The following is a 24,459-nucleotide window of genomic DNA, read 5'->3' on the forward strand; positions in this document are numbered from 1 at the left end:
CCCCGCTGCCCCCCGCCACTCGCAAGCTCGCGGCGGCCCCCTGCAGCGCGGCCACCTCCCGCTCCCCGTCCGGCACGTCCTCGTGAGGAGCTCCTCGTGACCACGCTCTCCACCGCGCCCCCCGCCGTCGCCACGGTCGACCCCCGCGACCCCGAGGACCGGCTGGCCCGGTTCTTCGACCAGGGCTCGCTGCAGCTGCTCGCCCCGCGGGACACCTCGGGCCTGCTGGCGGCCCGCGGCACGGTGGCCGGCTCCCCCGCGATCGCCTACTGCACCGACGCCACGATCATGGGCGGGGCGATGGGCATCGACGGGTGCCGGCACATCGTCGACGCGATCGACGCGGCGCTCCGGGAGCGGCTGCCGGTGATCGGCATCTGGCACTCCGGCGGCGCACGGCTGGCTGAGGGCGTCACCGCGCTGCACGCGGTCGGCGAGGTCTTCGCCGCGATGGTGCGGGCCTCCGGGCGGGTGCCGCAGGTTTCCGTCGTCCTCGGGCCGGCCGCCGGCGGCGCGGCCTACGGCCCGGCGCTCACCGACATCGTGATCATGGGCCCGGCCGGCCGGGTGTTCGTCACCGGCCCGGACGTGGTGCGCTCGGTGACCGGCGAGGCCGTCGACATGGAGAGCCTCGGCGGGCCGGACACCCACGGCCGCCGGTCCGGCGTGGTCCACGTGGTGACCGACAGCGAGGCGGAGGCGCTCGAGACGGCCCGCACGACGGTGAGCCTGCTCGCGGCCCAGGGCTCGTTCGCACCGGCCCGCGACGAGGCGCCGGTCGACCTGCGGGCGCTGCTGCCGGAGAAGAACAACCGCGCCTACGACGTGAAGCCGCTGGTGGCGGCCCTGCTGGACGGTCCGTCGGTGGAGCTGCAGCCCCGGTTCGCGCCGAACATCGTGACCGCGCTGGGCCGGCTGGCCGGACGCACCGTGGGCGTGATCGCGAACAACCCGCTGCGGCTGGGCGGCTGCCTGGACTCCGCATCGGCGGAGAAGGCGTCCCGGTTCGTCCGGATGTGCGACGCGTTCGGCGTGCCGCTGGTGGTCGTCGTGGACGTCCCCGGCTACCTGCCCGGAGTCGGGCAGGAGTGGGACGGCGTGGTCCGGCGCGGCGCGAAGCTGCTGCACGCGTTCGCCGAGGCCGTGGTGCCGCGGGTGACGCTGGTGACCCGCAAGTCCTACGGCGGGGCGTACATCGCGATGAACGCCCGGTCGCTGGGGGCCACCGCGGTGTTCGCCTGGCCGGGTGCCGAGGTCGCCGTCATGGGGGCGAAGGCCGCCGTCGGCATCCTGCACCGCAAGAAGCTCGCCGCCGTCCCGCCCGGGGAGCGCGAGGCGCTGCACGCGCAGCTGGCCGCCGAGCACGAGCGGATCGCCGGCGGGGTGAACCGGGCGCGGGAGATCGGGGTCGTGGACGACGTCGTCGACCCGGGTGAGACCAAGCGCCGGCTGGTGGCCGCGCTGGCCGCGGCACCGAGCGGGCGCGGAGCGCACGGCAACATCCCGCTCTGACGCACGGCGGCCCGGCACCCCGTGGGGTGCCGGGCCGTTCCGCCGTCCTCGTGGTGTGGTCGCCTCCCTCGCGGTGTGCCGCGGGGGTCCCGACCACACGACGAGGTGGAAGGACCCCGTCCCCCTCACCCCTCGCAAGCTCGGGGCGAGCCTCGGGACGGGGCCTCAGACCACCTGGTGCAGCCAGGTGACCGGCGAGGTGTCGCCGGCGTGGCGGTAGACCTCGAGATCGGCGTCCCAGGCAGCGCCGAGCAGCGCGTCGACGCCGTGGCGGAACGCCTCGACCGAGGTGGACGTGGCGGCCAGGTGGCGGAGCTGCTGCTCGGTGACGATCAGGTCGCCGTTGGCGCTCACCGGCGAGCGGTGCACCCCGTGCCCGGGCACGTAGGACATGCGCTCGCCGTCGTTGCCGTGACTGGCCTCCTCGGTCACCTCGAAGCGCAGCATCGGCCACTGCTTGAGGGCAGCGACGAGCCGGGCCCCGGTGCCGGGCGCGCCCGTCCAGGCGACCTCGGCACGGTAGGACCCGTGGGCCGCGGGCTGGTCAGCCCACGACAAGGACACCGGCCCGCCGACGACGCGCTCGAGCGCCCACTCGACGTGCTGGCAGAGCGCCTTCGGGCACGCATGCACGAAGACGACACCCTGTGTTGACCGTCGCTGCACGGTGCACCTCCATCGACTCGACTGGTCTCGCCTTCCCCAACGGACCTGTCGTGATGGGCGTGCTGTGTACTGCGGCGGGTGGTGCGGCGGCCCTCCCCAGAGCCGTCGTCAGTCTGCCCGATCACTTCGCGGACGCGCCAGTGCGGCCCGGTGCTGATGGGACGCTTGTGACGGATGGTGTCCAGCGAGGCGCCCCGGACGCGCCGGTCACCTCGACGATCGACGATCCGTCTGGACGATCCGGGCGGCATCCGTCCAGCCCGCTGCCCGGGCCGCCCGGTCCCGGATCGGGCACGGCCAGCCGATAGCGTTACGCCCTGGGGCGGTAGCTCAGCCGGTCAGAGCATGGGACTCATAATCCCTGGGTCGTGGGTTCGAGCCCCACCCGCCCCACCGACATAGATGCAGGTCAGCGGCCCGCAGCGTGATCGTCGATCTTGACGATGGGGTCCCGTGCCCACACGATGCCCACACCACGCACCGTGACGCCTCGTTACGGACGCCTCGTGGGCGAGATCCATGCGGTCGGCGAGGGCCCCGAGGTCGTCGTCGAAGAGCCCGGAGTAGACGTCGAGGGTCATCGCCGCGGAGGCGTGACCGAGCATCCGCTGGGCGACATCCGGTCGCGAACCTCATGCGTCTGTGAATCGCGATGCGTCTTCGCCCAAACCAACCGCGCGGCAGCGGACAGTTGAGCATGGTCATCGTCTTGCCCCTGGTCCCCCGCCACCGACTGGAAGTGCGCTAGCCGGCCCAGACCGGTTCTGCGACGACGAACACGCGGGTGCGGAGCCGACAGAAGCAAGAAAGCGGCCCCCACCGATGCCGGTGGGGGCCGCTCGCTGACACGAGGACTACTCGACGTCAATCTCGGGGCGCAGGTTGCGAATCTTCGCCGTCAGCACCCGGCGGCCGGCGTTGCTTGAGTAGGTGCCGGCGCCGCCCTCGGCACCGGCCAGCCAGAAGTCGGAACCGCGCACGACGGCGCCACTGCGGTTGTCCCCCTCAAGCTTGAGGAGGGCCTCCTCGACGACGTCGGCATACGGCTCCGGTTCGATCACGGACCGCCCGCTCGCGCGGACGTGCTCCAGGACGGTGAGCAGCAGCGTGTGCAGGACCTGCACGCCAACGCTCTTTTGTAGCGCGTACTCCGTCGGGTCGCCGAAGGCCTCGGGGAGGATCTTCTGTATGCCCTGCCAGTAGGCCTCGAGGATCTTGACCTGGTTCACCGTCGTCAGCGCACCGAAGTACGGCGTGTTGAGGAGAGGCTGAAGAGAGCCGACGAGCCCGGACGATCCGATAACGGTGCCCGCGGCAGCGTCGCCCGGGAACCGGACACGGCCCCGCCACAGCGGAGACATCTTCTCGAGGTCTTCGACGATCTGCTGACCGCGTACCTTCCACGTCTCGTTGGTCTCCGTCAGGCTATCCATGACGCCCGGCTCGGACTCGGCTCGCTGCTTCAGCAGGTCGTACGCCAAGTCGGTGCGGACGCTCTTCGCCGTCGAGTTGACGACGTAGAACTGCCGGATCTCTTCGCGCTCGCTGGCACCGAGCATCGAGACGAAGGGGACCTCGTACTGGCTCCACTTCTCCTCGTCCTCCTCGATGAGCCGCTTGAGCGCCTCGACTCGGTGCTGCCCATCGACGATGTAGAGCTGGTCGCCACCGTCGAGACGGAGCAACGGCGGGTCGCCACGCTCGTCGAGGTGCTCCAGAGGGTCTAACTCCCGGAGGTTCACGAGGACGCTCGTCGGCAGGTCGACCCGCCGCTTCTTCAGGTCGTTCACGAGACGGTTGACGCGGGGTTGGCCGTGACCAGGGTGGCGTCAACGTCGATCACCACCGGCGACGAAGCATCCGCGGCGTGATCGGGGACGTGCTCACCGGCCAGTGACCATGCCCGCGCACGGGCGGTCGCGCGCGCATTGTTGATCGCCGCCAGCGCAGCCGGGGCGTCAGCGGCCAGGGCGTCGATGCACCGCGACACGGTCGGGTCCGAGGCGACCAGTCCGAACACCTCCGGGCAGGCACGGAGCTGGGTGATGTCGGCCAGACAGTCCCCGCCCATGGCCAAGCTGACCGCCAGATCCAGCACGATCTTGGCCGGGTCATGGATCGCCAGCGGCTTGCGCCAGGGCGTCAGCACCTTCGACAGCCCGGCCGTGAGGCCGACGGTCTGCGCGGTGCGCAACAGCAGCGTCGCCCCGGCATGCGGCACGACGCTCGACCCGCCGCCATCGACTGTGAGCACCGGGTACGGCCCGGTAGTCTTCTTCGCCAGAAAGGTGCTCCGGTTCCCGCTCGGATCAAGACCTAGACAATCTCGATCCTTGCAGGTCAGGGGCACCTTTCCTACGTCTGGAGCCGAACGATCACGGCTCGGCGAGAATACCCCGGGTTAATGGAAGCGGGGCAGCCGCCGCGGCGACCTCCAGGACATGCAGCCCGACGGCAAGGGCCGCGTGCGGCTCGACCATCCCGGCCCGGGGCTCATCGGCTTCCAGTCCGACTTCCTGACGATGACCCGCGGCACCGGCGTCATGAGCCACGTATTCGACGATTACGGCCCGATGAAGCCGGAGATCCGCCGCAACGGCGTGCTTGTCTCCGCCGAGGACGGGGAAGCGGTTGCCTACGCGCTATGGAAGCTGCAGGAGCGCGGCCGCATGTTCGTGGACCCCGGCGTTGACGGCTCCCCGAAATCCGCGGAGGATTTGCGTCCATGGGCGAGTCGCACGAGGAAATGCTTCGTCACTACGAGCCGGGTGGACTTCTGCCGCGAATCGTGGCGGGGTTGCAAGCTCTCGGCAAGGACCTGGACTCGGTCACGCACGAAGATCTCGCGCCGGCCGACGAGTTTCACTCCGCGGGACGTTCGGCCACGCGCGCATTGGTGGAGCTTGCAAAGATTCCGCCAGGATCGCGAGTGCTCGACGTGGGCAGCGGGTTGGGCGGCCCGGCGCGTTACCTCGCCGCAACTTTGGGTTGCGACGTGACAGGCATCGATCTCTCGCCTGAATTCTGCGGGGTGGCCAACGCCCTTTCTCGGATGACGCGGTTGTCCGATCGCACCCGCTTTCAGGCGGGTGATGCCCTGGAGCTTCCGTTCGCCGCGTCCAGCTTCGACGTGGTGTGGACGATACAAATGCAGATGAACATCCGGGACAAGCGCCGCCTGTATTCCGGAATCGCCCGGGTACTCAGGCCGGGCGGGCTGTTCGTCTGCCAGGAAATCTGCGCGGGGAACGGCGAGCCGATCCAGCTTCCGGTCCCATGGGCGAGCCGCCCCAACCAGAGCCATCTGGCCGATGCGGAATCCCTCCGCGGGTTGATCCGCGGTGCAGGTCTCCTGGAGCGCACCTGGCGCGACATTACCGCCGACATCGTGGCGGCGCGCAAGGCACAGCAGGCGAACGCGCAAGCGTCGGGTGCGAGCGGCTCCAGCGCCCCCCCTCCTCCGCTTGGAATGCATCTCGTGCTGGGAGAACAGGCAGCCGTCAAGATGAGTAACTCCGGGCGCAACACCGACGCCGGGCGCACGGTGTTCATCCAGGGCGTATTCGACAAGCCTGGCTAGTGGTCCGATCCGCTGATCCCGCTGGAAAACTCGGCCGAAAATCAAAAGGCCCCGCGCGACGCTGGAGGCAAATCGATCGCTTGTCGTCCGTCTCCTTCTCCGAGTGCGCCGTGACCAGGGTGGCGTCAACGTCGATCACCACCGGCGACGAAGCATCCGCGGCGTGATCGGGGACGTGCTCACCGGCCAGTGACCATGCCCGCGCACGGGCGGTCGCGCGCGCATTGTTGATCGCCGCCAGCGCAGCCGGGGCGTCAGCGGCCAGGGCGTCGATGCACCGCGACACGGTCGGGTCCGAGGCGACCAGTCCGAACACCTCCGGGCAGGCACGGAGCTGGGTGATGTCGGCCAGACAGTCCCCGCCCATGGCCAAGCTGACCGCCAGATCCAGCACGATCTTGGCCGGGTCATGGATCGCCAGCGGCTTGCGCCAGGGCGTCAGCACCTTCGACAGCCCGGCCGTGAGGCCGACGGTCTGCGCGGTGCGCAACAGCAGCGTCGCCCCGGCATGCGGCACGACGCTCGACCCGCCGCCATCGACTGTGAGCACCGGGTACGGCCCGGTAGTCTTCTTCGCCAGAAAGGTGCTCCGGTTCCCGCTCGGATCAAGACCTAGACAATCTCGATCCTTGCAGGTCAGGGGCACCTTTCCTACGTCTGGAGCCGAACGATCACGGCTCGGCGAGAAAGCCCCGGGCTAGGGGCCAGGTGCCCGTGATCGCTGGCTCGGTATCCGTGCCGGAGAACGCCGAGACGGCGGAGACGACTTTGCTGGGGAGTTCGAGGAGGACAGAGACGGGTGTCGCGATGGCGGCGAGCGCGAGCAGTGTGGTCCAAACGGGATGGCGCGTCAGCCAGGTGGGCGTATGGTCATCAGCGCCCGCAGGCTCCGCAGTCATCGCACCCTCCCCCGGCGGGGAACCGTGGCGGGGGAGTCCAAGCCTCCGAGTGCCCGACATGCCGGTCGCCTCACATGTAGAAGGCGGAAAGGGCGCTGGTCGCAGAACACTCCCCGAATCGGCTCACCCTGGGTGCTCAGGCCACCGTTGCTATGGAGCAATTGGCCGTGTCGTCTCCTAGTGACACCCCCTGTCGCAGGCCGCCTCAAGGATGTCGCCGCACAACACGTGTCCCTGAGGCCGCCTTCTGGGACACCTTGGCTTCCAATCGAGCGGCGACCCTCAGACGGGCCTTCGGTGGCGGCGCGCCGCCACCCGAGTGAGTTTGCGACCGTCGCGGATGCCGCGCACCAACAGCGGACGGCGGCCTGGCCAGGCCACACTCCTGGCCGATCCTCACAACCAGCCCCATCCGGCGGCAGCGCGCCGGGGGAAGGGTGGGCCGGAGGCCCATCCCGAAGGGACGCGCAGCGCCCTTCCGGCGACGCGCTGCCACCGGAACGCTAACTCGTTTGTGGAGCGGCTGCGGGGCGATTGGCCGACCCGGTATTAGGAGCTTGTCCCGCCCCGGGAGATCCCTGCCGCCAGTCCCCATCCAGTCCCCAAGACGCTCAGCGCGGACCGTCCACCACCACCCCTGGCCAACTATGAAGTCTGGTATGCGTACCCGCCGTGCCCACACCGTGCCCACACGGTGCCCACAAAAGGGCCGCTTCGGCTCATCGACGGCCATCGGCACCCAACGATGAAACCGCAGCTCAGATGGCAAGTCGCCGATGATCATGCAGGTCAGCGAAGGGCACTGAGATACCTCATAATCCCTGGGTCGTGGGTTCGAGCCCCACCCGCCCCACCGATGTCGGCACAGGTCAGCGGCCTGCTACGGGACCGCATCACTGACCTGCGCGGGATCACGGTGCTGAGGCGTCGACCTCGAGGACGCACCGAGCCGGTGTGTGCAGCACCATCGGCCGGCCCGGCCTAGCCGGGCCGCGCCTCGAGCACGTGCACCCCGGCACCCGTCGGGACGTCGGCGGTGAGCCGTAGCCCCGCGGCATCGAGGAGGGCGACGTACTCCGCCGCGGTCCGCTCGCGACCGTGCAGCAGCACCAGCATGTGCAGGTCCATGCGCACCACCGCGGGGTCGTCGACCGCCCGTTCCGGGACCAGCGCCTCGACGACGAGCAGCACCGAGTCCGGCCGCATCGCCGCGCGGCACGACCGCAGCACCCGCAGCGCGTCGGCGTCGTCCCAGTCGTGCAGCACGCGGGAGAGCAGGTAGGCGTCGGCACCGCCGGGTACGTGTGCGAAGAAGTCCCCGGCGACCGCGGGGAGGTCGCTGCCGTCGACGACCTCCGGCAGGTCGAACAGCGTGAGCTCGGCGTGCGGTGCCCGGTCACGCACCGCCCACAGCAGGGTGCCGCTGCCGCCGCCGACGTCCACCACGGAGGCGAAGCGGCGCATGTCGTAGGCATCCACCACCGCCCCGGCCTCGCGGGCGGAGCGGTCGGCCATCGACGCCTGGAAGACGGCCAACCGCTCGGGCGCTGCGGACAGGAACGCGAAGAATGCCTGCCCGTGCACCAGCTCGAACGGGGTGCCGCCGGTGCGGACGGCGTCGAGCAGGCCGACGGCCGCGCGGTAGTAGATGTCGGCGCGGGCGGTCACCACACCGCGCAGCGACGACGGGACGCCGGGCAGGAGCAGCCGCCCGGGACCACCGAGGGAGAACCGGCCGTCGCCGTCCTCCACGAGGACCTCCTCGGCGGCCAGGCCGCGGAGCACCCGGCGCAGCGGCCCGGGGACGGCGCCCAGCTCACCGGCCAGGTCCTCGGCGCTGCGCGGCCCTCCGGCGAGCGCCTCCGGCACGCCGAGGGCGATCGCGACGTGCAGCAGCTGAGTGACCAGGTAGCCGTCGGCCAGCCGAGCCAGCCGTTCGGCTGCGGAGCCGGGCACGGGACCAGGGTGGCACCGCCGCGGATCCCGGTGAAGGGACCTGCGGACCAGGGCGCCGCGCCGCCGGCACGGTCATCAGCGGAACGCACCGTGCCCGATCACGTCTACAGCGAGCGGCCCGGCCAGCCAGCACTTGCAAGGCAGACATCGGTTCTACGATCCGGGCGGCGCTGGTGGCGTCGGGCGCCGTCATCGGTCGACCTGCGACGCGCATTCCGAGGGGCGTGGAGACGATGGACGAGGGGTCCGTCCGGGCAGCGCTACAGCACTACATCGACTGCAGCTCGGCCGGCGACGAGGACCGTGCCAGCGAGATCTACCTCGAGGACGCGGTTCTGGAGTTCCCGCAGTCCGGGGAGCGGTTCGAGGGCGTGGAGAACTTCCGTGAGTGGCGGCGGAACTACCCGACCGACGTCACGCTGGAGATCGTTCGTCTGCAGGGTGAAGGGGACCACTGGGTGGTCGAGATCAGGGCCCGCTACGAGAACGGGCCGTGGCTCTACGGCCCTGCCATCTACGAGTTCCGAGACGGCAAGGTGGCACGCGAGACGATCTACGTCGCGGAGGGGTGGGAGGCTCCCGAGTGGCGGGCGCAGTGGCGGGCCGCGCCTCCTCGTGCGTCGCAGAGCGGCCCGGCGAACGAGCCGTCGGCGGGTGTCAGCGGCGCATGACTGGTCGGGAAGACGTCCCCGTATCGGAATGCAGCCGCCTCGCTGGCAAGGCGGGTCAGTGGCTCGACTGGGCTTGCGGGACGTCGGTCTCGATGGCTGGGAGGGACCGCCGGTAGGTGCCTGGTGGGACGCCGGTGTACCGGACGAAGGCGGCGGACAAGGCGGCCTCGGACCCGTAGCCGATGCGGGCCGCCACACTGGCCAGGGTCATCCGCTCCGTCCTGAGCAGCGTCATCGCCCGGCGCATGCGGCAGTGGGTGAGGTACTGCATGGGGCTCTGGCCCATCGTGTCGGCGAACCGCGCAGCGAACGCCGAGCGCGACAGACCCGAGGTGACGGCCAGTGAGGCGACGGTCCACGGTGCCGCGAGGTCCTCGTGCAGCGCGGTCAGTGCGCGAGCGACCCACGGATCGTGCAGACCCCGGAGCCAGCCGCGGTCGCCCCCCTCCTCGACGTGGTACCGCAGGGCGCGGGTGACCAGCGCGTCGGACAGTCGCGCCATCACCACGTCGCTGCCGGGCCCACCGTCGACGGTCTCCGCGGCGAGGGCGCCGGTCAGACCGGCGAGCCACGGTGGCGACTGTCCCCCCTGCGCGGGAACGTGGATGAAGCGGGGCAACCCGGCGATGGCGGGATGCCCTTCGTCACCGAGGAAGAACGCGCCGCACAGGACGGTCGTCCCCGCCCCTCCGCCACCCGCCTGCAGCTCCGACCCGGTCGTGCGCCGTGCGAGGTCGAGGGCGGAGGTTGCTGGTCCTCGTTCGTCGCCGACGGAGCTCATCTGGTGAGCGCCCGCGCGCGGGAGCACGACGAGGTCGCCCGCCTCCAGCAGCCGCGGGGGCCCCTCGTCCAACGTGATGCTGCAGGCGCCGCGAACCAGGACGTGCACGCCGCGCAAGCCGCCGTCGAAGCGGAGCCGCCACGGCGCACGCAGCTCCAGCCGACGGTAGCTGGCGCTCTCGAGGCGGAGCTCGCGCAGAACCGAACTCAGGACGTCCACCCACATCCCCTCCACCGGAGACCCCTCCACCGGAGACGACGGATGAAGAAGCCAGGACCGTCGCGCATTCATCGTCGCCCGGTACGGCTCCTAGCGTCGAGACATCGCCGGACGACCGGCGGAGAACCCCCCAGGAGCAGCACATGACCAGCCTCGGCGGAGTCGTCCCGACGACGCATGCCATCACCCGCGACCTCACCGGCATCGTCGTGGTGTCCATCCCCGTCACGGACCTCGCGGTGAGCGCGGCGTGGTACTGCGACCTGCTGGATCTCGAGCTGGTCCGCGAGTTCGGGGACGAGAACACGGTCACCGGATGTGCCCTCGCGGACTTCGCGGCGCACTACATGGTCGCTCTGCGCCGACGAGACGCCACTGCGGGACACGCAGACCTGCGTGGCGAGCACCCCATCATCGTCGAAGCCGTCGACGCGGAGGCAGCCGAGCGGGTGCGTGCCAGGGCAGCCGAGCTCGGGGTGGCGTCCACCAGCGGTCAACACGCGGACGGCGCCTGGATCGAGTTCGTGGACCCCGATGGCATCGCACTCCGCGTGGTGCACAGCGCCAACGGTCCCCAGCACTTCATCGGCGTGATCTCGACCGCGGACGCGGCCTTCTCCTTCTACGACACGCCTCGATTGGATGTGCCGAGGAGAGTGACCACCGTGCCGACCGGCTGCGCCTGACGTGTCCTCGGCATCCCGGTCGTACAGCCGCTGCTGTTGCGGATCAGCGTGGGTTCGAGCCCCACCCGCCCCACCGCCGGGTCGCGCCGCGGTCGCGCGCGGCTGCGTCGACGGCAGGCGTCCGACCTGCCACCCTGACCGGCATGGCGAGGGTGCTCTTCACCTCGTGCCCGGCGTACGGCCACGTCCTCCCGACGCTGCCGCTGATCCGGGCGGCCCAGCGCGCCGGCCACGACGTACGGATCGCCACCGGCCCGGAACTGGTCGGCCCGCTGACCGCCCGGGGGCTCGACGTCCACGCCGTCGGACCGGCCTGGGCGGAGATCTGGTCGGCACACGAGCGGGCCTGGGCCGACCCGGGCACGCCCGTGCAGCAGAAGATGATGGACGGGGTGGTGGCGCTGTTCGGCACGCCGGCCCTCGCCCGGCTCACCGACCTGATCGCCATGGCGCAGGCGTGGCGCCCCGACCTCGTCGTCCACGAGGTCCTCGAGACGGCGGCGCCGCTGCTCTGCCGACAGCTCGACGTGCCCGGCGTCGTGCACGGCATCGGCCCGATGTTCCCGTCTTACCCCGAGCTCATCGACCCCGCGGGGGCCGCGATCGGCGAGCCCGGACTGTGGGCGCAGCTCTCGACGGAGCGGGCCCTCGACCTCTGCCCGCCCTCGCTGCAGCCCGACGGCCCGCCGCCGTGGCCGGGCGCGCTCCCGCTCCGGCCGAGCGCAGGTGAGCCCGGCCCGGTGCCGCCGGAGGTGGCCGACGTCCTCGCGGGCGACCGGCCGGTCGCCTACTTCACCCTCGGCACGGTCAAGAACGCCGCCGGCGCCGACCTCGCGACCGGGCTCGCGGCCCTGGCGGAGTACGACGGTGTCGTGGTCGCCACGACCGGGCGCCGGCTCGCCCCGGGCGAGCTCGGACCGGTCCCGGACAACGCCGTGGTCGCGGAGTTCGTCCCGCAGGCTGCCGTGCTCGAGCGGGCCGACCTGCTGGTCTCCCACAGCGGGTCGGGCACGATGCTCGGCGGCCTCGTGCACGGCGTGCCCCAGGTGGCGCTGCCACGCGGGACCGACCAGCCCCAGAACGCCGCCCTGCTGGCCCGGGCCGGCGCGGGGGTGGTGGTCGCTCCGGAGGACTACGCGGTCCCCACGATCCGGGCCGCGGTCACGGAGGTGACCGGCGACCCGGCCTTCCGGGCCGCGGCCCGGCGCATCCGCGACGAGATCGCCGCCATGCCGGACGCCGACGCGGTGTGGGCCGGCCTCGGCGCCTGACCTCCCGCCGCCGCGTGGGGCCGGACCGGCTCAGGGTCCGGTCGTGGCGGCGGGAACGGGCATGCTGCCGGCGCCCAGGCCTTCGTGCACGGCCCGGGTGACGACGATGCGGACCCGGCGACCATCATGGCGCTCGGCCGGGGGCGGGGTCCGGGTGACCGGCGCGCGGCTCCGGTCCGGCGGGCCGACGATGGGGCCGTGCCCATCGACACCAGCGCGGACCTCCCGGCCGACCCGGACGCGGTGCTCGCCGTCCTCAGCGACGAGACGTTCCTGCGGGAACGCGCCGCCGACCTCGGCACCCCGGTGGAGTTCCTGCAGGTCGGCCCCGGCCCGTCCACCGAGCTGCGGCTGCTGGCCTCGACGGACGGCATCCCACCGCTGTTCGCCCGCTTCGTCGGCGACTCGGTCTCGGTGCTCGAACGGCAGACGTGGTCGGCGGACGGCGCCGGTGGTCACCGCGCCGTCCTGGACGTGCGGGCGCAGGTCTTCGGCCGCTCGGTGCGACTCCGCGGCGAGCGGCGGCTCGTCCCGGTCGACGACGGCGGCACGCGCTCCACGGTCACCGGCGTGGCGGAGGTGGACGCACCGTTCATCAAGCAGCAGGCCCAGGGCGCCGTCGAGGAGCTGGTGCTGTCCGACCTGCGCCGGGAGGAGACCCTGCTCCGGCGGCGACTGGCCGAGCGGTAGGTGGCGTCCTGTCGGTGGCCCCGGCGAGGATCCCCGGCATGGTCGCCTTCTTCATCCCCCGCGCCAGCGACGACGAGCAGGCCGAGCGGCTCTACGACGCCTTCGCCGAGTTCGCCGGCTGCGCTCCCGCGCCGCCCCGCGAGCGCGTGCGGTCGATCTCCTTCACCACCCACGAGGGAGCCGAGTGGGTCGCCGAGGTCGGCGAGGAGCTGCGCGGCCGGCGGACGACGCGGCTGCTCCGCCGCGGGGAGGTCGTCGAGCACACCCGGACCCTCAGCTCGACCTCCCGGGTCCTGGCGGTCTACCCCGGCTCCCCGTTCACGGTGGTCACCGACGCCCAGCCGATCACCTCGGCGCCGTCGGAGTGGGCCAACCCGTTCACCGCCGAGCCGGACGCCGTCACCCTCTTCGACGCCCCGGACGGAGCACGCCGAGCAGGCGATCACCCAGGGCTCGACGGATGACGGCCAGGCGTCAGCAGTCGTGCCAGCGACCCAGGTCTTCCGCCTTGGCCTGACGCTGCGCCTCGCGGAAGTCCGAGCGGAGCTCGTAGTCGGGCCCGTAGGAGCGCTCTCGGGTGTAGCCCTGGCGGATCGTCTTCTGGTTGTACAGCTCGCCATCGACGTAGACGTAGGCGAACAGCCGGTGGTCCGACTGGTCGTTGACGGAGTCGGTCCGCAGGGTCACCCCTCTACCGAGCAGCTGGTCCGCGGCGAAGTTCTTCGACTCCTCCCAGTAGCACCCTCCGGGGTGGGGCGCGTGGACCCCGATGAGCCGCACCGAGCCAGCGATCCCGCTCACCCGGATCGAGTCCCCGTCGACGATCTCGGTGACCGTCCCCTCGTAGGTCCGGCTCTCGTCGGCCAGGGCCGGCGCCGCGCCGATGACCGGCGCAGCAAGCGCGAGCGCGATACCCGTCGCGACGTTGATCTTCCTCACGATTGCCCCTCGGTCGTAGAAGACGGCAACTGCCAGCCGGGACGGAAGGTATAGCGACACGACCTCGCTGACCAGCCCCTGACGACCCTCACGGAAACCTCGTGTCGGCGCGGGCTACCGTAAGACGCGGACAGAGCACAAAGGGTGATCGGATACGCCGCTGGTCCCGCCGACCCGGAGGTCGACCGACCGGCCGATGAACGGTCCGGAATGGTGCCGCCGATTGGGGCTCCCCACGCCGGGAAGAGGATCCCGACACATGTTCCTCACGGTGGGGCGACGCCGAATTCGACACGCTCGTCCCTGGACGCCGGCCGGGATCGCCTGGCGCAGCAGGACGAGTCGATGGCTCGGCGCGGCAGCCGTGCAGCTCGGCACGACCTCCGAGTTCCCACGAGCGACCACAGCGCAAGCGCCGGGTGCGAACGCGGCCCGCGGCGGTTGACGCATGCTGGCCGGCGACGGGAGCGGGCGTCACGATGCCGCTCGGTGGAACGGACGGCGCCGCCCGGAGCGAGACGTCGACTCGTCCCTGAGCAGGGAGTGGGCCCTTGCCCGGTGTTCATCCTCGACGGCCCGCTGCCAGTTCACGGATGTCCTTGTCGAGACCTTTCCGCGGTGAATGCAACGGCCGCTCTGAAAGTCATCAGCATCGTGTCCGGCCACCCTCGTCGACGTACCCTCGTGACGACATCGCAGCGCCCCGCAATACACCGCTCAGCTGCCCGTCGTCCGTGACCTCGCAATTCAGAACCCGCCGCAATTGTGCACGGAGACCGCCGACCGAGAAATCGAGTCAGCTCCGCCCGGCAGCCGTTGAGCGGGAACGGCAATGCAGAGCGAGGCCGCAGTAGTCGTCAGCCGCGCCGATGCGCCGGGCAGTCGCCACCGTCACCGCCGGGGCCGGCACCCGCGACCCTCGCCGCGTCGCCGAAAGCGGCGTTGAGCGAGCAAATGACTGCGCAGAGTAAGAGCCTTCCCGGTATCGAAACGCTTTGGTCACAGCGCTCCGGCGAGCATTGACCCACCCAAGGCCGAGCCCTAGAACTCGACCATGTCCGCCCCGTTGCTCGTCGAGGACGTCGCTCCGTTCCAGGACTGGCCGACCGCTGCCCACAGCACGCTCGAGTTCCTGTACCGCACGGTCGGGCTCGACGTGTGGCTGCTCACCCACCTCGAGGACGAGCGGCAGACCATCATCGACGCCCACCCCCGGGACGAGGTGCTCGTGGGCGCCACCGTGCCGTGGGACCAGTCCTTCTGCCGGAAGATGGTCGCGGGCATGGGCCCGCGGGTCGCCACGGTCACCGCCGCCATCCCCTCGTACCACGGGTTGCTCACCGGGCACACCTTCGGCGAGCGCATCGCCGCATACGTCGGCGTGCCGCTCGTGACCCACGACCGCCAGGTCTTCGGCACCCTGTGCGGCGTCTCCGCCCGGGCCCAGCCGCGCAGCCTCGCCCGCCACCTGCCCACCGTGGAGATGACCGCACGGCTGCTCAGCACCCTGCTGCCCGCCGACAGCGACCTCCTCCCGAGCGTCACCGGCCGCTGAGGGCCGCCGCCCGTGGAGTCCCGGGAACTGCTGCTCAACGCCTTCGACAACGTCGAGGAGGCCGTGCGCGGAGCCGTCGAGAGCATCGACCCGGGGCTGCTCACCGCGCGCATCGGCCCGGACGCCAACACCATCGCCTGGCTGGTCTGGCACCTCACCCGGGTCCAGGACGACCACGTCGCCGAGGTGGCCGGGCGACCCCAGTGCTACGGCGAGGGCGGGTGGGCCGACCGCTTCGCGCTGCCGTTCGACGCGGCGGCAACCGGCTACGGGTTCAGCGCGGACGACGTCGCGGCCACCCACGTCGAGGACCCGCACCTGCTCGTCGGGTACCACGCCGAGGTGCACCGGCGGACGGCGGAGTTCCTGCAGACCGTGACCGCCGAGGACCTCGACCGCGTCGTGGACCGCCGCTGGGACCCGCCGGTGACCCTCGGCGTCCGGCTGGTCAGCGTGATCACCGACGACCTGCAGCACGCCGGGCAGGCCGGCTACCTGCGCGGCGTCCTGGAACGACGCTGACCTGCCGCGCGTAGCGTCCGCACGGTGAGCAGCGCCACCACCGACTTCTACGCCGTCGAGGACCTGCTGGACCCGGCCGACATCGAGGTCCGCGACCGGGTCCGCGAGTTCTGCGCCCGCGAGGTCACCCCGGTCATCAACGACTTCTGGGAGCGGGCGGAGTTCCCGCACGAGCTGGTCCCGAAGATCGCCAAGCTCGGCATCGCCGGCGGCACCGTGCAGGGGTACGGCTCCCCCGGCATGAGCGCCGTGGCCGCCGGGCTGGTCGCCGCCGAGTGGGCCCGCGCCGACGGCAGCCTGGGCACCTTCTACGGGGTGCACAGCTTCCTGGCCATGCAGTCGATCGCGATGCTGGGCAGCGAGGAGCAGCGCGAGCGGTGGCTGCCGGCGATGGCCCGGCTGGAGACGATCGGGGCGTTCGGGTTGACCGAGCCGCAGCACGGCTCGGACGCGGTGGCGCTGGAGACCCGGGCCCGGCGGGACGGCGACGAGTACGTGCTCACCGGCGCCAAGAAGTGGATCGGCAACGGCACGATCGCGGACCTGGTGCTCATCTGGGCCCGCGACGAGCAGGGCGACGTCGGCGGCTACGTCGTCCCGAAGGGGTCGGCCGGCTGGACCGCGGCCCGGATGACCGGCAAGACCGCGCTGCGGGCGGTCTGGCAGGCCGAGATCACCCTCGACGGGGTGCGGGTGCCGGCGGAGAACCGGCTGGCGAACTGCCGGTCGTTCAGGGACGTCTCGCTCGTGCTGGACCGCACCCGCTACACGGTGGCCTGGCGCGCGCTGGGGATCGCCGAGGCCGCGTACGAGCTGGCGCTGCAGCACACGCTGCGCCGCGAGCAGTTCGGGCAGCCGATCGCCGGCTACCAGCTGGTGCAGGAGAAGCTCGCGCGCATGCTCGCCGAGATCACCGGCATGCGGCTGCTGTGCTGGCGGCTGTCGACGCTCGCCGACGAGGGCCGGATGACCGCGGCCATGGCCTCGATGGCCAAGATGAACAACGCGAAGAAGGCCCGGCAGGTCATCGCCGACGCCCGCGACCTGTTCGGCGGGGACGGGATCCTGCTGGAGCACCACATCGCCCGGCACCACGCCGACATCGAGGCCATCTACACCTTCGAGGGCACCGACCACGTGCAGGCGCTGATCGTCGGCCGGGAGATCACCGGCATCTCGGCGATCACCGGGCGGGGCGCGGCGCGCCGCCCAGCACCGCCGGAGCCACCGCAGTCGATCTGACCCGCGCTCAGCCGGCGTGCCGGAGCGCCGGCGCGGTGCGGCGCACGCACTCTGCGCAACTGGAGCGACCGGTGCCGACCCGCTCCCAGCTCTGGCTGCCCCACACCTGCACGATGGCGCCGCAGACCGCCAGCTCGACCTCGCCGTCCAGCTCGTCGACGGGTCGGTGCGCCTCGACCGCGTGCCACGACATCGGCTGGTCGACGGGCTGGGCCCAGGAACGGCGGTCTGGCCGGGCGAACCCGACGGCGTACGTGCTCACGCTCTGTGTGTGCCCCGGGTCACAGGCGGCCAATCATCGGTTCCGCCGGACCTCCGCCCGGAGCGCTACCGTGGGTGGCCTTCGGGAGGTGGTGCACGGGTGGACCCGGTGAGCCTGGTGGTCGGTGGCGTCCTGCTCGCGGTCGGTTTCGTCGCCGGACGGCTGGGTCGTCGGCGTCCGTCCGGTCCGGTCACCCCGCAGGCGGTGTGCAGCTGCGGGCACCCGCTCAGCCAGCACGATCCCGAGCGGAACACCTGCCACGCCGAGGTCGTCCGTGACACCTACAACAAGCGCGGCCGGTGGGCCGGGCACACCTGGGTGGCGTGCTCGTGCCGGCAGTACATCGGGCCCCGGCCGATCGACGAGGTGTTCGCGCCGCGCGTGCTGCCGCCGTCCTGACGCCTCCCCCGCGTGGTGCGCCCGGCTCCGGGTAGGGCGGGGACGGCGCCCGGGACCGGCCCGAGCAGGCACAGGGAGTACGCGTGGGCGAGCCCGGCACTGACCAGTCCGACCCGCAGCTCGTCGCCGACCTCGTGGTGCAGCGGCTGCGCGCCTGGGGCGTGCGGCGGCTGTTCGGCCACGCCGGCGACGGCATCAACCCGGTGCTGGGAGCGCTGCGGCGGGCGGGCGACGAGATCGAGTTCGTCCAGGCTCGGCACGAGGAGAACGCCGCGCTGATGGCCGTCGGACACGCCAAGTACACCGGGTCGGTGGGCGTCGTCCTCGCCACCCAGGGCCCCGGCGCCGTCCACCTGCTCAACGGGCTGTACGACGCCAAGCTCGACCACGTCCCGGTGGTCGCCCTGGTCGGCCAGCAGCAGACCACCGCGCTGGGGACGGGCTACCAGCAGGGCCTGGACCTGCAGGCGCTGTTCGGCAACGCCACCGGCTACGTGCAGACCGTGCTCGCCCCCGAGCACGCCCCGCTGGTGCTCGACCAGGCGTTCCGCACCGCGCTGTCCACCCGGGCGCCGTGCGCGGTCGTCCTGCCGCACGACGTGCAGGAGGAGCCCGCCGGCGAGCCGCTCCCCCACGAGCACGGCGTCGTCCCTACCACGCCGGAGTGGCGCCGACCGCGGGTGCGGCCGCACGACGAGGACCTGCGGCAGGCGGCCGAGGTGCTGAACGCCGGGGAACGGGTCGCCCTGCTCGTCGGCCAGGGGGCGCGCGACGCCGGAGACCTGGTGCAGGAGGTCGCCGACCGGCTCGGCGCCGGGGTGACCACCAGCCTGCTCGGCAAGCCCTTCGTCGACGAGCGACTGGAGCGCAGCGCCGGGGTGATGGGCCATCTGGGCACCAGCGCGAGCGCCTTCCTGATGGCCGAGTGCGACACCCTGCTCGTGGTCGGCAGCAACGACCCGTGGACCGAGTTCTACCCGGCCCCCGGCCAGGCCCGCGCCGTCCAGGTCGACCTCGACCCCGCGGTGCTGGGCAACCGGTACCCGGTCGAGGTCGGGCTCCCCGGCGACGCCGCGGAGACGCTGCGCGCGCTGCTGCCGTTGCTGCGCGAGCGGACCGAGGTCGCCTGGCCTAACCGGGTGGCGGAGCAGGTCACCCGCTGGCGCGCGCTCGCCGCGGCGCGGGCACAGCTGCCCGCGGAGCCGCTGAACCCCGAGCTCGTCGTCCGCGAGCTGTCCTCCCGGCTGCCGGCCGACGCGCAGGTCAGCATCGACGTCGGTTCGGTCGTCTACTGGTACGCCCGGCACCTCGTCCTGCCGCCCGGCGTCCCGGCGCACCTGTCCTCGACGCTGGCCAGCATGGGCTCGGCCCTGCCGTACGGCCTCGCCGCGAAGCTCGCCGCCCCGGAGCGGCCGGTGGTCGCGCTCGCCGGTGACGGCGCGATGCAGATGAACGGCATCGCGGAGCTGATCACGGTGGCCGCCCGCTGGCGGGACTGGGCCGACCCGCGCTTCGTCGTCCTGGTGCTGCACAACCGGGACCTGGCCGAGGTGAGCTGGGAACAGCGGGAGACCGAGGGCGACCCGCGGTTCCGGGCGAGCCAGCAGCTTCCGGACTTCCCCTACGCCGGCTACGCCGACCTGCTCGGCCTGCGCGGGATCCGGGTGGACGACCCGGCGCGGGTGGGCGCCGCCTGGGACGAGGCCCTGGCGGCCGACCGGCCCGTCGTGCTCGAGGCGGTCGTGGACCCGGAGGTGCCGCTGCTGCCGCCGCTGCCCGCCGGGGAGTCGGTGAGCGAGCAGATGGTCGCCGGGTTGCAGCAGGAGGGGCCGGCCGGGGAGCGCGCGCTGCGCCTGCTGGAGGAGCAGCTCCGCCAGGAGCGCGACGCGCGCTGACCGGCCGGCCGCCGGCCCTCAGACCTTCGAGAGCAGCAGCTCGTCGATCTGGCCGATCGCCTCGCTCATCCCCTCGAACATGCCCATCTCCCCGAGCTGGGCCATCTGCTCCTCGGTGGCGAACCGGGACACCACGGTCATCCGGGTGCCGCCCGCGGCCTCGGCCAGCTCGACCCGCCCCTGGACGACCGGCAGGTCCGGCGACGGCGCCCCGGTCTCGTCGGAGAACCCGTCCTCGAACTCCAGCGAGCGGGGCTCGTCGACCGCGAGGACGCGCCACCAACCGTGCGCCTTCTCGCCGTTCGGGCCGGTCATGAAGTAGCGGGAGCTGCCGTCGACCGTGACGTCGTGCTCGGTGAACGTGGCCGGCCAGCCGGGCGGGCCCCACCACCGCTCCAGCTGGCGCGGGTCCGTCCACAGCTGCCACACCCGCTCCGGGGGAGCGGCGAACTCGGCGACGAGGGTCAAGGTCAGCTGCTCGGTGTCGGGCGTGGTGCTGACGACGGGCATGGCGGATCTCCTCCGGGGAGTTCGTCGAGGACCTGCTCGAGGCGGTCGATGCGGCCCCGCCACAGCTCCTCGAGGTTCCCGAGCAGCCGTGCGGCCGCCCGGACGGTGCCGACGTCGCCGCGGACGATCTGCTCGCGTCCGCGGCGGTGCTTGCTCACCAGCTGCGCCCGCTCGAGCACCGCCACGTGCTTCTGGACCGCGGCGAAGCTCATGTCGTAGTTGCGGGCGAGCACCGAGACCGACGCCTCCTGCTGGAGCACCCGCGTGACGATGTCGCGGCGGGTCGCGTCGGCCAGGGCGGCGAACACCCGGTCGGCGTCCGCCGGAGCCAGCTGATGTACAACCACAGGGTTGTACGTTACTCGGGACAGCGCGGCGCGCAAGAGCCGCGGGCGGTGAGGCAGCGCCCCAATTCCTCCGTCACCTCGCGTGGACGGGCATCCCCGGGGATGGCAGGGGGTCGCTCCGCTGGTCATCCCCCGGCGCGGGGCGCCAGTCGCACGCAGCAGCGGCCGGGCGCGGGATCGAGGACCGCCTGCAGGTCGGCGCGCCCCAGCTCCGCCACCAGGGCGCCCAGCACCTGCAGGTTCATGCCGCAGACCAGCGCGGTGTGGTCCCGGGCGAGCGCGTGGAACGGGCAGTTGGCCAGGACGACGGACCCGCCGTCGACCCGGGGCTCGTAGCCGCACCCGGCCAGGACGGCGAGCAGCCGGTCGGCGCCGTCCGCAGCGCCGGCGACCGCGGTGCTCGCGGCCAGCCGGCGTCCGGCGTCCGCCGCGGCCGCCTCCACCGCCGCCATCACCGGGACCCCCTCGGCGGCGGCCCGGGTGACCGCGTCGGCCAGGACCTGCCCCGCCGCGTCGTACCGCCGCTCCGGCACGCTGACGTCGAGCTCCCGCGCCGACCGCCGGTAGAGCTTCGCCGGTCGGCCGGCTCCAGGACCGCGCCGTCCGGACAGCCGGCGGTACTCGGAGTCGAGCAGCCCCTCCTCCACCAGGCGGTCCAGGTGGAACTTGGCCGTGTGCCGGGGCAGCGCCGTCCCGGCGGCCGCCTGGTCGCGGCTGACCGGCTCGTCCTGGGCGGCGACGAACCGGTACAGCCCCCGCCGGATGGGGTCAGCCAGCACGCTGACGCCGGCGATCCGCGCGGCCAGGTCGTTGTCGGTGTCCACGGTCGAATTCTAACGGAGAAGACTGTTGCCGTAAGAGCGCCGAGCTTCTATCGTTCCTCTCATCGTCCTTTAGAAGGAGGCAGCGATGACCGCCACCGCCGGAGTGGACGACGTCGCCGTCCTGCGCGGCACGGTGCGGCAGCCGGTCCGCCACGGGACCCCGGGCCCGGACCTCCGCCGCGCCGCCCGCGCCGCCGCCGAGTTCCTCGACGCGCTCGGGATCCGGCCCGACGGGCCCGACCTGGCGGACACCCCGCGGCGGATGGCCGCGGCCTACGCGGAGATGGTCACCCCGCGCCCCTTCGACCTGACGACGTTCGCCAACGGCGAGGGCTACGACGAGCTGGTCCTGGCCCGCGCCATCCCGGTGCAGTCGCTGTGCGAGCACCACATGCTGCCGTTCACCGGCGTCGCGCACGTCGGCTACCTGCCCGGCGAGCGCATCGTCGGGCTGTCCAAGCTCGCGCGGGTCGTGGAGCTGTTCGCCCGGCGTCCCCAGGTGCAGGAGCGGCTGACCGTCCAGGTCGCCGGCTGGCTGCAGACCCACCTCCGCCCCCGCGGTGTCGGCGTCGTCGTCGCGGCCGAGCACTCCTGCATGTCGCTGCGCGGCGTCCGCGCGGGCGGGAGCAGCACCGTCACGTCCAGCCTGCTCGGGACGCTGCGCGAGGACGCCCGCTCCCGGGCCGAGTTCCTCGGCCTCGCCACCGCCCACGCGACGCTCGGCGCCGCCTGGTAGACCCCGCCCCGGCTCGGAAGGAGACGTCATGCCCACGTCGTCGCACACGGTCGTCGTCGTCGGAGCCAGCCTGGCGGGTGCCACGACTGCCGTGGCGCTGCGGGAGGAGGGCTTCGCCGAGCGGATCGTCCTCGTCGGCGCCGAACGCCACCTGCCCTACGAGCGGCCTCCGCTGTCCAAGGGCTACCTCCTCGGCTCGGCAGCCCGCGAGTCGGTCTTCGTCCAGCCGGAGAGCTGGTACGCCCAGCACGACGTCGACCTGCGGCTGGGCGTGCGGGCCGACTCCCTCGACCTGGCCGGCCGGGAACTGGTCCTCGACACCGGCGAGCGGCTGCCGTTCGGGCAGCTCGTACTGGCGACGGGGGCGTCCCCGCGCCGGCTGGACGTCCCTGGCGCCGACCTGGTGGACCTCCAGTACCTGCGCACCCTCGACGACAGCGACCGGCTGCGCGCCGCGCTGCGCCCCGGGGCGCGGGTGGTCATCGTGGGTGCGGGGTGGATCGGCCTGGAGGTCGCCTCCGCCGCCCGCACGGCGGGTGCCGACGTCGTCGTCCTGGAGCAGGCCGCCGTCCCGCTGGGCGTCCTGGGGCCCGAGGTGGCCGGCGTGTTCGCCGACCTGCACCGGGAGCACGGCGTCGACCTGCGCGTCGGCGTCGGCGTCACCGCCGTCCGGCCGGCCGGACCGGCCGGCGGCACCGCCGGGGTCCTGGCACTCTCCGACGGCAGCGAGGTCGCCGGCGACCTGATCGTGGTGGGGGTGGGCGTCCTCCCGGAGGTCGGGCTCGCCCGCGGCGCCGGGCTGGCCGTCGACGACGGCGTCACCGTCGACGCGGCCCTGCGGACGTCGCACGGCGACGTCGTCGCCGTGGGGGACGTCGCCAACGCGGCCCATCCCCTGCTCGGCCGCCGGGTCCGCGTCGAGCACTGGGCCAACGCGCTGAACCAGCCGCGGACGGCGGCGCGGACGCTGCTCGGCCGGCCCGACGCCTACGACCGGCTGCCGTACTTCTTCACCGACCAGTACGACCTGGGCATGGAGTACAGCGGACACGCGGCCGCCGGCGACTACGACCAGGTGGTGCTGCGCGGGGAGCTGGCGTCGCGGGCGTTCATCGCGTTCTGGCTGTCCCGCGGCCGGGTCGTCGCGGCGATGAACGTCAACGTCTGGGACGTGACCGACGCGCTGCAGCGGCTGATCCGCAGCGGCCGGTCGGTGGACACCGCCCGGCTGACCGACGCCGACGTCCCGCTGGACGACCTCGTCGGCACGCCGGGGTGAGTCCTTGCCGGTCGTCGGCAAGATCGATCGGGGTCAGTTGACCGGTGACCGTCCTGTTCCGGCAGCAGCCGGGCGGGCGATGGTCGGGGCACGGCCTTCCGGCCGTCCTGACGCGTCCCGCCCGGCGGTACGCGCCCTCGGCACACCTGGAGAACACCCATGTCCACGGTCAGCACCACCGCACCGGTCCCCGCGACGGCGTTCGAGCCGTTCCGCGTCCTGCTCGAGACCCAGCGCGAGGAGTGTCTCCGGCAGCGTGAGCTGGCCCTGACCGAGGCCGCGGCCTCCGTTCCCGACCCGGTGGCGGTGAGCCGGGCCGCCACGCTGCTGCGCACGATCGAGGAGATCGACGCCGCCCTCGGCCGGATCGCCGCGGGCAGCTACGGGACCTGCGTGCACTGCGGATCCGCCATCCCGGAGGAGCGGCTGGAGTTCCGCCCGTTCGCCGCCGGCTGCGTGGCCTGCCACTCGCCGGCGCACTGAGCACCACCCTGCCCGCCGTCCCGAGGAGTGCCATGGCGCTGCGCCCTCCGCCCGCCGCTCAGCGCGAGCCGCTGCTGTCGGTGACCGCCCTGCCCGGGAGTTCCTGCGGGCAGGTGGTCGTCGAGGTCGCCGGTGAGGTCGACGCCTTCACCGCGCCACTGCTGGAGGCGTGCCTGCAGTCCCAGACCGACCGGCGCGGGCTCACCGAGCTCGTCGTCGAGCTCGACCGCGTGACCTTCCTGGGAGCGGCCGGGATCGCGTCGCTGGCCTCGGCGCACCGCCGTTGCCGGAGCAGGGCCGCCCGGCTGGTGCTCCGGTGCAGTCGCCGGAGGGTGCTCCGTCCGCTGCAGCTGACCGGTCTGAGCGAGCTGGTGTCGCTCGAGCGCCCCCTCCCGACGCGGCCCACGCGGGAGGCGGCGCGACCGCGGCGCCTCCCGCGGCGGGCCCCGGCCCGGTGCGGGGACGGCCGGACCGGGACGGGGCACGCCGGCGCCCACCGGCGGTCGAGGTCCTGATCGGACCGACCCCGCCGGCC

At 72.6% G+C, this 24,459-nt stretch carries 26 protein-coding genes, 1 tRNA gene and 3 pseudogenes; 18 read left to right on the top strand and 12 right to left on the bottom strand.

The genetic code is table 11. From position 1 onward, the window contains the following. The first annotated feature begins 96 nt into the window (after positions 1-96). Positions 97-1,512 (top strand): acyl-CoA carboxylase subunit beta, encoded by a 1,416-nt coding sequence (locus HL189_RS09575; protein ID WP_369133471.1) that lies wholly within the window; start codon positions 97-99, stop codon positions 1,510-1,512. A 165-nt stretch (positions 1,513-1,677) separates the two neighbouring features. Here the strand turns inward: HL189_RS09575 and HL189_RS09580 are convergent, their stop codons facing one another. Then, the gene (locus HL189_RS09580; RefSeq protein ID WP_369133472.1) at positions 1,678-2,145 is read right to left on the bottom strand and encodes a DUF3145 domain-containing protein; all 468 of its coding nucleotides are present in this window, start codon (positions 2,143-2,145) and stop codon (positions 1,678-1,680) included. A 352-nt stretch (positions 2,146-2,497) separates the two neighbouring features. Between HL189_RS09580 and HL189_RS09585 the strand changes: the two genes are divergently transcribed. Next, a tRNA-Ile gene (locus HL189_RS09585) sits at positions 2,498-2,571 on the top strand. 461 nt (positions 2,572-3,032) lie between these two features. Here HL189_RS09585 and HL189_RS09590 read toward each other — a convergent pair. After that, positions 3,033-3,968 carry a DGQHR domain-containing protein gene (locus tag HL189_RS09590; RefSeq protein WP_369133473.1) on the bottom strand — a complete coding sequence of 312 codons (936 nt, stop codon included), beginning with the start codon at positions 3,966-3,968 and terminating at the stop codon, positions 3,033-3,035. Positions 3,969-3,985: 17 nt separating this feature from the next. Continuing rightward, positions 3,986-4,462: pseudogene (locus tag HL189_RS09595) on the bottom strand (transposase); the annotation flags it as partial. A gap of 145 nt (positions 4,463-4,607) precedes the next feature. Here HL189_RS09595 and HL189_RS09600 point away from each other — a divergent pair. After that, a pseudogene (locus HL189_RS09600) lies at positions 4,608-4,856 on the top strand (translational GTPase TypA); the annotation flags it as partial. A gap of 47 nt (positions 4,857-4,903) precedes the next feature. Next, the gene (locus HL189_RS09605; protein ID WP_369133474.1) at positions 4,904-5,758 is read left to right on the top strand and encodes a cyclopropane-fatty-acyl-phospholipid synthase family protein; all 855 of its coding nucleotides are present in this window, start codon (positions 4,904-4,906) and stop codon (positions 5,756-5,758) included. A gap of 91 nt (positions 5,759-5,849) precedes the next feature. Here the strand turns inward: HL189_RS09605 and HL189_RS09610 are convergent. The 3 genes and pseudogenes from HL189_RS09610 to HL189_RS09620 form a co-directional block, all read right to left on the bottom strand. Continuing rightward, positions 5,850-6,338, bottom strand: a pseudogene (locus tag HL189_RS09610) (transposase); the annotation flags it as partial. Positions 6,339-6,429: 91 nt separating this feature from the next. Next, positions 6,430-6,657: a hypothetical protein gene (locus HL189_RS09615; RefSeq protein WP_369133475.1), complete on the bottom strand. Its 228-nt coding sequence runs from the start codon at positions 6,655-6,657 to the stop codon at positions 6,430-6,432. Between the two features lie 981 nt (positions 6,658-7,638). Next, on the bottom strand, positions 7,639-8,613 hold the full coding sequence (locus HL189_RS09620) for a methyltransferase (RefSeq protein ID WP_369133476.1): 975 nt from the start codon (positions 8,611-8,613) through the stop codon (positions 7,639-7,641). Positions 8,614-8,846: 233 nt separating this feature from the next. On the opposite strand from HL189_RS09620, the gene HL189_RS09625 reads away from it, so the two are divergent. Further along, positions 8,847-9,284, top strand: a complete 438-nt coding sequence (locus tag HL189_RS09625) for a nuclear transport factor 2 family protein (RefSeq protein ID WP_369133789.1) — start codon at positions 8,847-8,849, stop codon at positions 9,282-9,284. 55 nt (positions 9,285-9,339) lie between these two features. On the opposite strand, the gene HL189_RS09630 is transcribed toward HL189_RS09625, so the two are convergent. After that, a complete protein-coding gene (locus tag HL189_RS09630) occupies positions 9,340-10,284 on the bottom strand; it encodes an AraC family transcriptional regulator (protein ID WP_369133477.1) in 945 nt (314 codons plus the stop codon). A 143-nt stretch (positions 10,285-10,427) separates the two neighbouring features. Here HL189_RS09630 and HL189_RS09635 point away from each other — a divergent pair, with 143 nt between their 5' ends. The 4 genes from HL189_RS09635 (at position 10,428) to HL189_RS09650 (ending at position 13,395) form a co-directional block, all read left to right on the top strand. Beyond that, on the top strand, positions 10,428-10,970 hold the full coding sequence (locus HL189_RS09635) for a VOC family protein (protein ID WP_369133478.1): 543 nt from the start codon (positions 10,428-10,430) through the stop codon (positions 10,968-10,970). A gap of 143 nt (positions 10,971-11,113) precedes the next feature. Then, on the top strand, positions 11,114-12,241 hold the full coding sequence (locus HL189_RS09640; protein ID WP_369133479.1) for a glycosyltransferase: 1,128 nt from the start codon (positions 11,114-11,116) through the stop codon (positions 12,239-12,241). A gap of 198 nt (positions 12,242-12,439) precedes the next feature. After that, entirely contained in the window at positions 12,440-12,931 is a 492-nt protein-coding gene (locus HL189_RS09645; protein ID WP_369133480.1) for a DUF2505 domain-containing protein, read from the top strand. Positions 12,932-12,969: 38 nt separating this feature from the next. After that, the gene (locus tag HL189_RS09650) at positions 12,970-13,395 is read left to right on the top strand and encodes a hypothetical protein (RefSeq protein WP_369133481.1); all 426 of its coding nucleotides are present in this window, start codon (positions 12,970-12,972) and stop codon (positions 13,393-13,395) included. A 10-nt stretch (positions 13,396-13,405) separates the two neighbouring features. Here the strand turns inward: HL189_RS09650 and HL189_RS09655 are convergent, their stop codons facing one another. After that, entirely contained in the window at positions 13,406-13,870 is a 465-nt protein-coding gene (locus HL189_RS09655) for a thermonuclease family protein (RefSeq protein ID WP_369133482.1), read from the bottom strand. A 1,054-nt stretch (positions 13,871-14,924) separates the two neighbouring features. Here HL189_RS09655 and HL189_RS09660 point away from each other — a divergent pair. Genes HL189_RS09660 through HL189_RS09670 form a run of 3 tightly spaced genes read left to right on the top strand, consistent with a single transcriptional unit; the run spans position 14,925 to position 17,189 of the window. Then, positions 14,925-15,425 carry a GAF domain-containing protein gene (locus HL189_RS09660; RefSeq protein ID WP_369133483.1) on the top strand — a complete coding sequence of 167 codons (501 nt, stop codon included), beginning with the start codon at positions 14,925-14,927 and terminating at the stop codon, positions 15,423-15,425. Between the two features lie 12 nt (positions 15,426-15,437). Next, positions 15,438-15,947 carry a DinB family protein gene (locus HL189_RS09665; RefSeq protein WP_369133484.1) on the top strand — a complete coding sequence of 170 codons (510 nt, stop codon included), beginning with the start codon at positions 15,438-15,440 and terminating at the stop codon, positions 15,945-15,947. 24 nt (positions 15,948-15,971) lie between these two features. Next, entirely contained in the window at positions 15,972-17,189 is a 1,218-nt protein-coding gene (locus tag HL189_RS09670; RefSeq protein ID WP_369133485.1) for an acyl-CoA dehydrogenase family protein, read from the top strand. Positions 17,190-17,196: 7 nt separating this feature from the next. On the opposite strand, the gene HL189_RS09675 is transcribed toward HL189_RS09670, so the two are convergent. Beyond that, the gene (locus tag HL189_RS09675) at positions 17,197-17,451 is read right to left on the bottom strand and encodes a hypothetical protein (RefSeq protein WP_369133486.1); all 255 of its coding nucleotides are present in this window, start codon (positions 17,449-17,451) and stop codon (positions 17,197-17,199) included. A gap of 99 nt (positions 17,452-17,550) precedes the next feature. Here HL189_RS09675 and HL189_RS09680 point away from each other — a divergent pair, with 99 nt between their 5' ends. Next, on the top strand, positions 17,551-17,850 hold the full coding sequence (locus HL189_RS09680; protein WP_369133487.1) for a hypothetical protein: 300 nt from the start codon (positions 17,551-17,553) through the stop codon (positions 17,848-17,850). An 83-nt stretch (positions 17,851-17,933) separates the two neighbouring features. Next, entirely contained in the window at positions 17,934-19,745 is a 1,812-nt protein-coding gene (locus HL189_RS09685; protein ID WP_369133488.1) for a thiamine pyrophosphate-requiring protein, read from the top strand. Positions 19,746-19,763: 18 nt separating this feature from the next. Here HL189_RS09685 and HL189_RS09690 read toward each other — a convergent pair whose 3' ends face one another. From HL189_RS09690 to HL189_RS09700, 3 genes are all read right to left on the bottom strand, one after another. After that, positions 19,764-20,255 (bottom strand): SRPBCC domain-containing protein, encoded by a 492-nt coding sequence (locus HL189_RS09690; RefSeq protein ID WP_369133489.1) that lies wholly within the window; start codon positions 20,253-20,255, stop codon positions 19,764-19,766. Continuing rightward, on the bottom strand, positions 20,216-20,602 hold the full coding sequence (locus tag HL189_RS09695; protein WP_369133490.1) for an ArsR/SmtB family transcription factor: 387 nt from the start codon (positions 20,600-20,602) through the stop codon (positions 20,216-20,218). The genes HL189_RS09690 and HL189_RS09695 overlap by 40 nt, the downstream gene beginning before the upstream one ends. Positions 20,603-20,727: 125 nt before the next feature. Continuing rightward, positions 20,728-21,426, bottom strand: coding sequence for a helix-turn-helix transcriptional regulator (locus tag HL189_RS09700; RefSeq protein ID WP_369133491.1), 699 nt, complete (start codon positions 21,424-21,426; stop codon positions 20,728-20,730). 85 nt (positions 21,427-21,511) lie between these two features. Between HL189_RS09700 and folE the strand changes: the two genes are divergently transcribed. The 4 genes from folE to HL189_RS09720 all read left to right on the top strand — a co-directional run bounded on the left by folE (position 21,512) and on the right by HL189_RS09720 (position 24,439). After that, positions 21,512-22,162, top strand: coding sequence for a GTP cyclohydrolase I FolE (gene folE, locus HL189_RS09705; protein WP_369133492.1), 651 nt, complete (start codon positions 21,512-21,514; stop codon positions 22,160-22,162). 28 nt (positions 22,163-22,190) lie between these two features. After that, positions 22,191-23,441, top strand: coding sequence for an NAD(P)/FAD-dependent oxidoreductase (locus tag HL189_RS09710; RefSeq protein ID WP_369133493.1), 1,251 nt, complete (start codon positions 22,191-22,193; stop codon positions 23,439-23,441). 159 nt (positions 23,442-23,600) lie between these two features. Next, positions 23,601-23,924: a TraR/DksA family transcriptional regulator gene (locus tag HL189_RS09715; RefSeq protein WP_369133494.1), complete on the top strand. Its 324-nt coding sequence runs from the start codon at positions 23,601-23,603 to the stop codon at positions 23,922-23,924. Between the two features lie 32 nt (positions 23,925-23,956). Further along, the gene (locus HL189_RS09720; RefSeq protein ID WP_369133495.1) at positions 23,957-24,439 is read left to right on the top strand and encodes an anti-sigma factor antagonist; all 483 of its coding nucleotides are present in this window, start codon (positions 23,957-23,959) and stop codon (positions 24,437-24,439) included. The last annotated feature ends 20 nt before the right edge of the window (positions 24,440-24,459 follow it).

The organism is Modestobacter sp. I12A-02662 (assembly GCF_041028325.1).
In the GTDB taxonomy this organism is placed as follows: domain Bacteria; phylum Actinomycetota; class Actinomycetes; order Mycobacteriales; family Geodermatophilaceae; genus Modestobacter.

What these genes read in the sequence shown, in the direction of transcription:
- HL189_RS09605 (WP_369133474.1), top strand. Translation starts at nt 4,904, where the DNA reads ATGGGCGAGTCGCACGAGGAAATGCTTCGTCACTACGAGCCGGGTGGA.
- HL189_RS09615 (WP_369133475.1), bottom strand. Translation starts at nt 6,657, where the DNA reads ATGACTGCGGAGCCTGCGGGCGCTGATGACCATACGCCCACCTGGCTG.
- HL189_RS09625 (WP_369133789.1), top strand. Translation starts at nt 8,847, where the DNA reads ATGGACGAGGGGTCCGTCCGGGCAGCGCTACAGCACTACATCGACTGC.
- HL189_RS09635 (WP_369133478.1), top strand. Translation starts at nt 10,428, where the DNA reads ATGACCAGCCTCGGCGGAGTCGTCCCGACGACGCATGCCATCACCCGC.
- HL189_RS09640 (WP_369133479.1), top strand. Translation starts at nt 11,114, where the DNA reads ATGGCGAGGGTGCTCTTCACCTCGTGCCCGGCGTACGGCCACGTCCTC.
- HL189_RS09650 (WP_369133481.1), top strand. Translation starts at nt 12,970, where the DNA reads ATGGTCGCCTTCTTCATCCCCCGCGCCAGCGACGACGAGCAGGCCGAG.
- HL189_RS09660 (WP_369133483.1), top strand. Translation starts at nt 14,925, where the DNA reads ATGTCCGCCCCGTTGCTCGTCGAGGACGTCGCTCCGTTCCAGGACTGG.
- HL189_RS09690 (WP_369133489.1), bottom strand. Translation starts at nt 20,255, where the DNA reads ATGCCCGTCGTCAGCACCACGCCCGACACCGAGCAGCTGACCTTGACC.
- folE (WP_369133492.1), top strand. Translation starts at nt 21,512, where the DNA reads ATGACCGCCACCGCCGGAGTGGACGACGTCGCCGTCCTGCGCGGCACG.
- HL189_RS09710 (WP_369133493.1), top strand. Translation starts at nt 22,191, where the DNA reads ATGCCCACGTCGTCGCACACGGTCGTCGTCGTCGGAGCCAGCCTGGCG.
- HL189_RS09715 (WP_369133494.1), top strand. Translation starts at nt 23,601, where the DNA reads ATGTCCACGGTCAGCACCACCGCACCGGTCCCCGCGACGGCGTTCGAG.
- HL189_RS09720 (WP_369133495.1), top strand. Translation starts at nt 23,957, where the DNA reads ATGGCGCTGCGCCCTCCGCCCGCCGCTCAGCGCGAGCCGCTGCTGTCG.